13 protein-coding genes are annotated in these 9,552 nt (G+C 35.4%); 1 reads left to right on the forward strand and 12 read right to left on the reverse strand.

Annotated features, from left to right (window positions below; translation table 11 throughout):
* Window positions 1–97: 97 nt before the first annotated feature.
* On the forward strand, window positions 98–2,074 hold the full coding sequence (locus tag FD36_RS03665; protein WP_202813171.1) for an ABC-F family ATP-binding cassette domain-containing protein: 1,977 nt from the start codon (window positions 98–100) through the stop codon (window positions 2,072–2,074).
* Between the two features lie 27 nt (window positions 2,075–2,101).
* Here the strand turns inward: FD36_RS03665 and FD36_RS03670 are convergent, their stop codons facing one another.
* From FD36_RS03670 to tmk, 12 genes are all read right to left on the reverse strand, one after another.
* Window positions 2,102–2,332, reverse strand: coding sequence for an SdpI family protein (locus tag FD36_RS03670; RefSeq protein WP_056958067.1), 231 nt, complete (start codon window positions 2,330–2,332; stop codon window positions 2,102–2,104).
* 91 nt (window positions 2,333–2,423) lie between these two features.
* A complete protein-coding gene (locus FD36_RS03675; protein WP_056958070.1) occupies window positions 2,424–2,702 on the reverse strand; it encodes a DUF1648 domain-containing protein in 279 nt (92 codons plus the stop codon).
* Window positions 2,699–2,968, reverse strand: a complete 270-nt coding sequence (locus FD36_RS03680) for an autorepressor SdpR family transcription factor (protein WP_056958072.1) — start codon at window positions 2,966–2,968, stop codon at window positions 2,699–2,701. Before FD36_RS03680 ends, FD36_RS03675 begins: the two co-directional genes overlap by 4 nt.
* Before the next feature lie 85 nt (window positions 2,969–3,053).
* Window positions 3,054–4,094, reverse strand: a complete 1,041-nt coding sequence (gene tsaD / locus FD36_RS03685) for a tRNA (adenosine(37)-N6)-threonylcarbamoyltransferase complex transferase subunit TsaD (RefSeq protein WP_056958073.1) — start codon at window positions 4,092–4,094, stop codon at window positions 3,054–3,056.
* Window positions 4,095–4,113: 19 nt separating this feature from the next.
* Complete coding sequence (locus FD36_RS03690; protein ID WP_056958076.1) at window positions 4,114–4,713, reverse strand: GNAT family N-acetyltransferase; 600 nt, start codon at window positions 4,711–4,713, stop codon at window positions 4,114–4,116.
* The gene (gene tsaB, locus FD36_RS03695) at window positions 4,697–5,422 is read right to left on the reverse strand and encodes a tRNA (adenosine(37)-N6)-threonylcarbamoyltransferase complex dimerization subunit type 1 TsaB (protein WP_056958078.1); all 726 of its coding nucleotides are present in this window, start codon (window positions 5,420–5,422) and stop codon (window positions 4,697–4,699) included. The genes FD36_RS03690 and tsaB overlap by 17 nt, the downstream gene beginning before the upstream one ends.
* Window positions 5,423–5,434: 12 nt before the next feature.
* Entirely contained in the window at window positions 5,435–6,178 is a 744-nt protein-coding gene (locus FD36_RS03700; RefSeq protein ID WP_056958080.1) for an acyl-[acyl-carrier-protein] thioesterase, read from the reverse strand.
* Between the two features lie 9 nt (window positions 6,179–6,187).
* The gene (rsmI, locus tag FD36_RS03705) at window positions 6,188–7,072 is read right to left on the reverse strand and encodes a 16S rRNA (cytidine(1402)-2'-O)-methyltransferase (RefSeq protein WP_056958082.1); all 885 of its coding nucleotides are present in this window, start codon (window positions 7,070–7,072) and stop codon (window positions 6,188–6,190) included.
* A gap of 5 nt (window positions 7,073–7,077) precedes the next feature.
* Window positions 7,078–7,404: a DNA replication initiation control protein YabA gene (locus FD36_RS03710; RefSeq protein WP_014081788.1), complete on the reverse strand. Its 327-nt coding sequence runs from the start codon at window positions 7,402–7,404 to the stop codon at window positions 7,078–7,080.
* Window positions 7,405–7,409: 5 nt separating this feature from the next.
* On the reverse strand, window positions 7,410–8,438 hold the full coding sequence (holB, locus tag FD36_RS03715) for a DNA polymerase III subunit delta' (protein ID WP_056958084.1): 1,029 nt from the start codon (window positions 8,436–8,438) through the stop codon (window positions 7,410–7,412).
* Window positions 8,438–8,764, reverse strand: a complete 327-nt coding sequence (locus tag FD36_RS03720) for a cyclic-di-AMP receptor (RefSeq protein WP_056958086.1) — start codon at window positions 8,762–8,764, stop codon at window positions 8,438–8,440. The genes holB and FD36_RS03720 overlap by 1 nt, the downstream gene beginning before the upstream one ends.
* Window positions 8,765–8,773: 9 nt before the next feature.
* Complete coding sequence (tmk, locus tag FD36_RS03725; RefSeq protein WP_082610598.1) at window positions 8,774–9,415, reverse strand: dTMP kinase; 642 nt, start codon at window positions 9,413–9,415, stop codon at window positions 8,774–8,776.
* Between the last annotated feature and the right edge of the window lie 137 nt (window positions 9,416–9,552).

Raw genomic sequence — 9,552 nt, forward strand, 5'->3', positions numbered from 1 at the left:
CTCCTTAAAATTTAAATATCTTTTACATTATATCTTACCATAAAACTAAAGTTTGTGAATTTTGAACTTTTTAAATTCACAAGCCATTAGCGATAGTATGGTAAAATTGACAGAGAAAGAAGGCGATTTTGTGATTATTTTACAAGCAAATAATCTAACCAAGAGATTTAATGGTGAACCCATCTTTTCTGATCTTAGTTTAACGATTAATTCTAATAGTAAAATTGGGTTGGTAGGCCAAAACGGAGCTGGTAAATCAACACTTTTAAAAATGCTAGTCGGTGAAACATCTCCGAGTGAAGGCACTATCAACCAAAAGAAAAATTTAACGATTGGTTACCTTCCCCAAAATACAGGCTTACATTCTGACCGCACCATTATCGCTGAAATGCGATTAGCTTTTTCGACGATTATTCAAGAAGAAGCCCAACTTCACAAACTTGAAGAACAAATTAGTGATCCTAAAATTAATAGCAACCCTGCTAAATTGGCTGAAGTATCAAAAACCTATGATCAATTACAAGCAGATTTCACATTAAAAAATGGTTACGGTTATCGTGCTGAAATCCGAACCGTTTTAGCTGGTTTTGGTTTTTACGAAGCTGACTATGAACGAAACATCAGTGAGTTATCTGGTGGACAACAAACACGGCTCGCTCTAGCAAAACTCTTGTTGGAAAAACCAGATTTATTGGCGCTAGATGAACCAACGAACCATATTGATATGGAAACGACGGCGTGGCTTGAAAATTATCTTCAATCATATAATGGAGCACTCTTAGTAATTTCCCATGATCGTTATTTTATGGATAAAGTAGTTAACGAAATCTATAACTTAGATCACGGAGTCATGGATTACTATAAAGGTAATTACACGCACTACGTTGCTGAAAAAGTCCACCGTCAAACAATTGCGGAAAAAAACTTTGAAAAGCAACAACGAAAAATTAAAAAAGAAGAAGAGTTCGTGCAAAAAAACATTGCGCGAGCTTCAACTACTAAACGAGCTCAAGCACGGCAAAAGCAACTTGATAAAATGAACGTGATCAATAAGCCCAAAGCAACGCATGGAACCGCCCACTTCCGTTTTACTCCAGAAAGAAAAAGTGGAAACGTAGTCTTAGATGTTGATGATTTAGGCGTTGGCTATGATGACGTTGAATTAAGTTATCCAATTAATTTACATTTAAAAAATCATCAACGGATGGCGATCTTTGGTCCCAATGGAATTGGAAAATCGACCTTTTTAAAAACAATTTTGGGTAAATTATCGAAAATCCGAGGAACCTTTCAATTTGGAACTGGCGTCAGCGTTGGTTATTACGATCAACAACAAGCAAGTCTTCATCCTGAAAAAGATGTTTTACATGAACTCTGGGATGATTACCCTACTATTCCAGAAGGTGAAATTCGTTCAATTTTAGGAAGTTTCCTTTTTAGTGGATCGAGTGTTGAAAAAAGCGTGGCAAACTTATCTGGTGGTGAGCGGGCTCGGCTTCTCTTAACTAAATTATCCATGAATAAAGATAACTTTTTAGTACTGGATGAACCCACCAACCATTTAGATATTGATAGTATTGACGTCTTGGAAAAGGCCCTCTTGAACTTTGCGGGAACAATTTTATTCATTTCCCATGATCGCTATTTCATTAACAGATTAGCAACTGATATCATGGAACTTGGTGCAGACGGTTCCAAAATTTACATGGGTAATTACGATTACTATGCGGCCAAAAAAGCCGAAGAAGCTGAAATTGAAGAGCATGAAAACGAAACTAACCCAACCGTTACCAAAGCTGAACCAGTTTCTGACACCAAACAACGTTACCAAGCTAATAAAGCCGCTCAACGAGAAAAAAGGAAATTAACGCGTTTAATCGATGAATTAGAAACCAAGCTGACCAAAATTGATGACCAAAAAAGTGAAATTGAACAAGCAATGACATTACCAGAAAACTATAATGATAATGAAAAGAGTCAGGCATTACAAACTCAACTCGATGAAGTCACAAAAGCACAAACTGCAGCTGAAACCAAGTGGGAAAATGCTAGTTTGAAATTAGAAGAATATTAAAAAATAAAGAACCCAATCCTGGGTTCTTTATTTTTTTAGGGCATTAATTATCACGATGACTAAAGTGCTTAGCATGATTCCAAAAGCAACTTTGCTTGAAAATAAAACAATTAGTAACATCAAGAGTCCACCGAAGAAAAACGATTTACCTAAAACTCGTTTGGTTCTATTCCAACTAAGCTCAGTTCCGCGATAAAAAGGATGCGTTTGTTTTTCAAATTGATATGAAACGGTTGGAAGATAGTTTCCAATCAACATGAACATCATCCCCACGATGATTATCGCCATTTCAGTCGTGTGAACTGCAAAGCCCAAATTGTAATAAATGATTGATCCAGTGGTTAAAATACTAATTAAGGGAATTAACCATAATAAATTTAACGTTAGAGTTTGGGGTCCTTTTAAGTGCATACATGGTTAGGAAAATCACTAAGAAGTCTAGCAAAATAAATAAAACTGGCATGCCAATTACTGCCACTCCTTTATTTAAATAGCCATTGGCGACCCCCTTTAAGTTAAAATGGGTCGCCATTTTATTTGGTAAATTTTGATAATAATACATTCCCAACATTAATGGAAATAGACTTAAAATGACCGTAATCCATGCAGTGCGTTTTACTTTTCTCATTTTGTTCCTCCCCTTAATTCTGCAAACCAATGCAAAATATCCTCAAAGACGGTGGTATTCAAACTATAATAAATGAAATTTTTAACTTTGGTTTCAGTGACAAAACCCGACTGTTTCAATATTTTTAAATGATATGAAACGGTCGCGTTCGTCAAGGCAAATTCATCCGCAATTTCACCAGCTGTTTTTGCTCCCGTCTTTAAATTTTCTAAAATTTGGCGACGAACGGGATCAGCTAACGCCTTCATCGACTCATTCATTCCCATTTTAATTCTCCATAACTATTTAGATGATTATCTAAATAGAGTTTAAAATAAAAGCAGTTTGAAGTCAATCTCAAACTGCTCAAGCTTATTGGGCTTCATTTGCTTCCCATTCAAATTCTAAACCGGGATCAGCATTTAACGACATATCTGCTTTAGCACCATGACGTTGCAACATTTCCGCTGCAGCACCAATCATAGCCGCATTATCCCCACAAAGTTTTAAGGGAGCTTTGACAAACTCAATGTCGCGTTTACTTAATTCTTGGTCTAATTTTTCCCGTAAGCCTCGATTAGCAGCGACTCCACCAGCCAAAATAAATTCTTTAGCTGGATATTTGTCTAGCGCCCGCATTGTCTTAGCAACTAACACCTCTGTAACTGCATTTTGAAAACTAGTTGCCAAATTAGCATGATCTAAGGTTTCGCCCACTTGATCGGCATGATGCACGGTATTAATGAAGGCACTCTTCAATCCGCTAAAACTAAAATCAAAGTTATCGTCTTTCATCATTGCTCGAGGAAAATCAAACGTGTCTTGGCCTTCATGGGCTAATTTATCAACGGTTGGTCCAGCTGGATAATTAATCCCCATGACCCGTCCAATTTTGTCGTAAGTTTCGCCAGCAGCATCATCACGAGTTTCCCCGATAATTTTAAATTCTCCTTCTTGAGGCATCCAAACTAATTCCGTATGCCCACCAGAAACGACTAAAGCTAGGGCCGGAAATTCAATTGGATGTTCAAAATTAGTGGCATAAATGTGTCCGACAATATGATTAACCGGAATCAATGGTAAATGATGAGCCCATGCCACTACTTTAGCAGCTGTAATTCCGACTAATAACGATCCAACTAATCCTGGTCCATATGTAATTGCCACACCTGTCAAATCAGCATAGGTAACATGAGCTGATTCTAAGGCCTTATTGATACAAATCGTAATTTGTTCAATATGATGACGACTAGCAACTTCTGGAACTACTCCTCCAAAGCGTTGATGACTTTTAATCTGAGTCGCCACAATATTAGTTAATATTTCAGTTCCATCTTTAATCACAGCGACACTAGTTTCATCACAACTAGTTTCAAATGATAAAATCAAACTTGTTTGTTTAGCTTTATCCATCTTATTTATTTCACCACTTTTATCTTCCAAAGTTTTTTGAACCAATGTAATTAATTTTATTTAAGTGTAATTGTAAACAAACAGCGTCACTACCATCTTTATAAAAGTCTGGTTTAATCCCGGCCTGTACAAAACCTAAATCTTTAAAAAGATCTTGCGTTTTAATATTTTGTACACGGCAAGTCATATCAATTTGTTTTAAGCCCATTTGCCGAGCACGTTGTACAACCGTTGTTACTAAGAAATAACCTAATCCTTGTCCTTGAAGACCAGGTTTGATTGCCAAATTTTCAATATGGGCACATTTTTCATCGCGACAAAGTGAAATACAAATAAAACCAACCAATTCATCATTTTTCCGAAGAATTAAATAAAAAGAATTTTTGCTATTTTTTAATTCATCTAAAAAGCGAGCTTTACTCCACTTCATTTCACTACCATAGGCATCTTGGTCAAGCTTCAGAATTTCAGGAACATCCGTCATCATTCCCTTACCTAGGAAATATTTAATATCACTAATGGTAACGATTTGATTTTTAAATTGTAAAGCTTCATCAATTTTTTCTTCTTTACGCTTTCGTTTATATTTTAAATAAAGTTGCTTACACTTGTTCAACATAAGATTCGTGACCTTCTCCTGGATGTAATTTTTGCCAATCTGCTTCTGCTTGAGTTAAACGAAGATACTTTGGCACTATGCTATCAATATCTGTCAATGGTAATTGCTTTTCTCCATAAATCCCTAATTGGGCAGCTTGTGGAAGATTATCAATTCCAACCATTTTTTTAAAATGATTACCAAAAATAGTTTGTAACCGATCTGCATATTTGTCAACATCTTCACCTAAGAAAACAATTGGTTCGTCATACTGCTTAACTTGTGCCACAAAATCATCGAAAGCAACATGTTGATCAGGAATTACTTCGATTGGACCGTTTGCTGATGTCCGATAAAGTCCCGTAAATAAAATGTCATTGCGAGCATCAAAAAGTGGCATCACTAATTGGCCTTCTTTTTGGACATTTAATGCTAACGTTAACAAACTGGAAACCGATACTAATTCAATCTGGAGGGTGTCAGCAAGCACTTTACCAATAGTGACTGCGACCCGCAATCCGGTATATGAACCAGGACCATCAGCGACAACAATTCGATCTAAATCTTCTGGTTGTAACTTAGCTAACTTAACTAAATTTTCCACAATTTGCATCGCATAAGCTGCGTGTTTCCGTTGAGTCGTCATAGTTGTGGTTGCTAAAACCTTCTCACCATCTAAAACCGCAATTGAAAGCGGACGATTAGAGGTATCAATTACTAAAACTTTCATTATTTCACTCTCTTAGTTTATTTTCTTCCAAGTAATTTCTGCCATCGAACGGGCTTTCCCATCGACCATAATTTGATGAACAGTGGTATTCCCATCATCAATAATATTTACTTCACTAGTGACTTGGTCACCATAGCGAACTTCATCTTCAAACTTAATGCTAAATCCAGTTGGAAGTCGATCCTTTTGAAAATCAAAGGACAACGTATCGCTCATCCAATTGATATATCTCGTATTGCCGACATGACCGTTAAAATCAATATCATTAAAAGTAACAGGAAATTTCATTTTTTTAGCATTATCAACATCAAATTTATGTAATTTATGAAGTCGTTCAAGACGTTTAACCTTTTCACTTCCATAAGGTGTAACTGCTGATTCAGGAATCCGCACCATTTTTCGAGTAGTCAGGTTCATCATCACCCATAAGCTTTTTACTTCTACTAAAATATGGCCGTCCATATCACGAATCCAAAAATGACGATTAGCAAAACTCTTGGTATAACTAGTTCCTTGAGTTTGAAGTTTAACTGGTTGTCCCGCCTTAGGTAGCTCTTTGATATCTACATCATACTGAATGACAACCCAAGTAACTCCATTTTCTTGTACTTTCTCAGTTCCTAAATTAATTGCTTGGGATTGGTCTTCAGAGGCTTGAACAATCACATCTAACAAATATTGTAAGGTAATGGTTCCGTGAAGATTAGTTTCAAAATTAGTAATTTTATAATCTTCTGTAAAAATTTTTGCTGCCATGTTGACCCCCTATCCAATCTTATGAAATTGATTATAGACATCCTGGCGAACTAACTGATTGAGCTTAGCGACCTGTTTAATTGCAGCATTGGTTTTTTCACCAGAGTCAATCAATTTTTGCACTTGATCTTCAATACTTAATGCTAAAAGTGCGTCTTCATCAGCATTATCAACTAGGGTTCCATCTGGGTTTCCAGCAACCATAATCACAAATTCCCCACGAATTTGAGTATCTTGTGACCATTGTACTAAGTCATCTAGAGTTCCCCGAATGTACTCTTCATAACGTTTCGTTAGTTCCCGTCCTAAAGTTGCTTTTCGATTGCCTAATACTTTTTGTAAATTAACCAAAGTTTTCTTCAATCGATGTGGTGCTTCATAAAAAATCAGAGTTGGTTTTTCTTGAGATAATTCCTCTAATTCAGCTCTTTGTTCTTTCGGTTTACGATTCAAAAAGCCATAGAATAAAAATGGCTGGGGGCTTAATCCAGATGCAATTAAACTGGTCATTCCGGCACTTGGACCAGGAATGCTAACAACGGGAATCCCCATTTCAATACAACGTTCTACTAACTCATGTCCCGGATCACTAATTGAAGGCATCCCAGCATCACTGACTTGACCAATATTTAAGCCATCTTCCATTTTTTTAATTAATTCTGGAATTCGTGACTCTGTATTATGTTCATGAAAACTAATTTGTTTTGTTTTAATTTCAAAATGATTTAAGAGCTTTTGGGTATTGCGAGTATCTTCAGCAGCAATTAAATCTACTTCTTTTAATAAATTAACTGCTCTAAAAGTCATATCCTCTAAATTACCAATGGGAGTCGGAATTAAATATAACTTACCTGTATCATGCTTTTCAAAACTCATTTGCGTGCGTAAAGTCATTTTATTTACCTTTCTCCATAGATAATTTGAGTACAAAAAATACAACTTTCATCTTGCAACCGTCGTTTCCCATACGATTCGTTGCATACATGAAATCCCTGATTATATAACTTTTCCAAAAGTTTCTTAGATTTCGAAAGTTCCTGAACTCCTTCATTTTTTTTGCCGGAATTTTCTAATAATTCTCGCAAATGTTCATTTTCAATTTTTAATTCTGAATTTTCTTCAAGAACAGCGTTAATTTGTTCACGCAATTCTCCAATTTTAGTAACCATTTGTTTAAATTGAACGGATAATTTATCCATTCCATCATTCATTTCATTAATATCCAATTTGGCTACTCCTTAATTTGATTCAAACAATCCAACGTAATTACTTCCAAAATATTTTGAAAACTAACATTAATTTGTTGTTTTTTAACACTTTCAAGGATGTCATCAATGATACAAATCAATTGATTATCCGACAAATGATTGGCCATCTGACTAATTAAATCATAAATATTTCCAAACGCTAACTCACTAGCCGGAGTATTTTTGAATTTAACGTTAAAAACATCTCGAAAAATCAAACACATCATCTCAATTGTTACTTTTTGATCTTCACGATCACGTAGTAACGGTAAGAAATTGGTTTGAATTAACGTAAATGCTTGATAGTCGCCTTTTGATAACATACTAAACCACGACTCTACTTGTTGTTTCATAGAAATCAACCAATTATCTTCACATAAACGATCGATAAACATTACGTCACTAGTTAATTGTAAAACTAAATTAAGTGCTGTTTTAGTAAGTTGCTTACTTTCTGCATATTTTATCAAAAGTTGGGAGTCAATTTTAGGAAATTCAACCAATTGGGTCCGCGACTGAATCGTTGGTAAAATTTTGTGATAGTCATCCGTTAAAAGAAATGAATTGACGTTGCCAACCGGTTCTTCAATAAATTTCAATAAACTGTTAGCGGCCCCGTTAGTCATCAAGTCAGCTCCATTAATAATGAAAACTTTGCGATTTCCTTCCACGGCACTTTTGGAAAATTCTTGTTTCAAAGTCCGAATTTGATGGACTTTAATACTTTGTCCCTCAGGTTCCACTAACATCACATCAGGATGTTCATTTTTAGCAATTCGTACACACTCATTGCAAGCCCCACAAGGCATTCCATTTGGTTGAACATTTTTACAAAATAGACGCATTGCAACTGTTTTAGCTAATTCAAGTTTTCCTAATCCGGCAAAACCAGAAAATAAATAGGCGTGACTTAAATCTTGATCATGAACCACCTGCATAAAATGTTTAGTTAGTTTCGGTTGGGTAAGTTCTGCTTGTTTAATTAATTTTGTTGCTTCAGTTTCTGTCATCATTAGAAGCGGTAAAAACTATCCATGGGAAGAACCATGACCGTTGCTCCACCCACTTGAACTTCAACTGGATAAGAAGTGTCACTAATACTTCCTGGCAACTCAATTGCAGGCGTAACGTATTGATCACGAGCTTGACAAGATTCTTTAATAATATCAAGCACTTCTTGAACTCGTTCTTCATCAATCCCAATCATAAAAGTTGAATTTTTTGCTTTCAAAAAACCACCTTTAGTTGGTAATTGAGTAAATGTTATTTTTTTATCATTTAGTGAAGCTTGTAAAGTTGAAGCATCTTTTTCTTGAATAATTGCCAGCATTAATTTCATGACTATCTCCTAATTAAAATATTCTGGAACTCGTGATTTAATCAACTTTAAAACATCTGCTACGACCTGGTCAATTGGTTGACTTGCATCAACTTTTACAATTTGATCAGGGTGTTCCTTCGCCATTTTTTCATACGCATCATGAACTTTTACATAAAAGTCATGGTGTTCTTTATCTAAACGATTAATTTCATTGGTCCGATGTTGCATAATTCGATTTAAACCAACTTCAATGGGAACATCAAAATAAATCGTTAAATCCGGTTTTAAACCATTTGTAGCGAATTGATTTAAATCCCAAATTGCTTGTTCGCCAATCCCACGGGCAGCACCTTGATAAGCAACTGAACTTTCAACGTACCGATCACAAAGAACTAACTTTCCAGCATCTAAAGCTGGAATAACTTCCTCAATTAGATGTTGGCGTCGGGCGGCAGCAAACAATAACGCTTCTGTTTTAGCATCCATACTATCATTTTTACTATCCATAATAATATTACGAATTTCTTCAGAAATAATATTTCCACCAGGTTCACGGGTTGTCATTAATTGATTGCCCAGTTGTGGTTTGATCTTTTTAATAATTTCATTTAAGGCCGTGGTTTTTCCAGCACCTTCACTACCTTCAAAAGTAATTAGTTTTCCGTTCATGATTCACCATTCCTATCGTTTCTTACGTTAATTTAATTGTACTTTAAGTTAAATTCAATGTCTATTTTCAGCCAAACAAAAAAAGACTAAAATATTAGTCTTTTGATGTGAACCCATAAAGTTGGACACATTATTTA

It is taken from the genome of Fructilactobacillus sanfranciscensis DSM 20451 (genome assembly GCF_001436035.1).
Lineage (GTDB): Bacteria > Bacillota > Bacilli > Lactobacillales > Lactobacillaceae > Fructilactobacillus > Fructilactobacillus sanfranciscensis.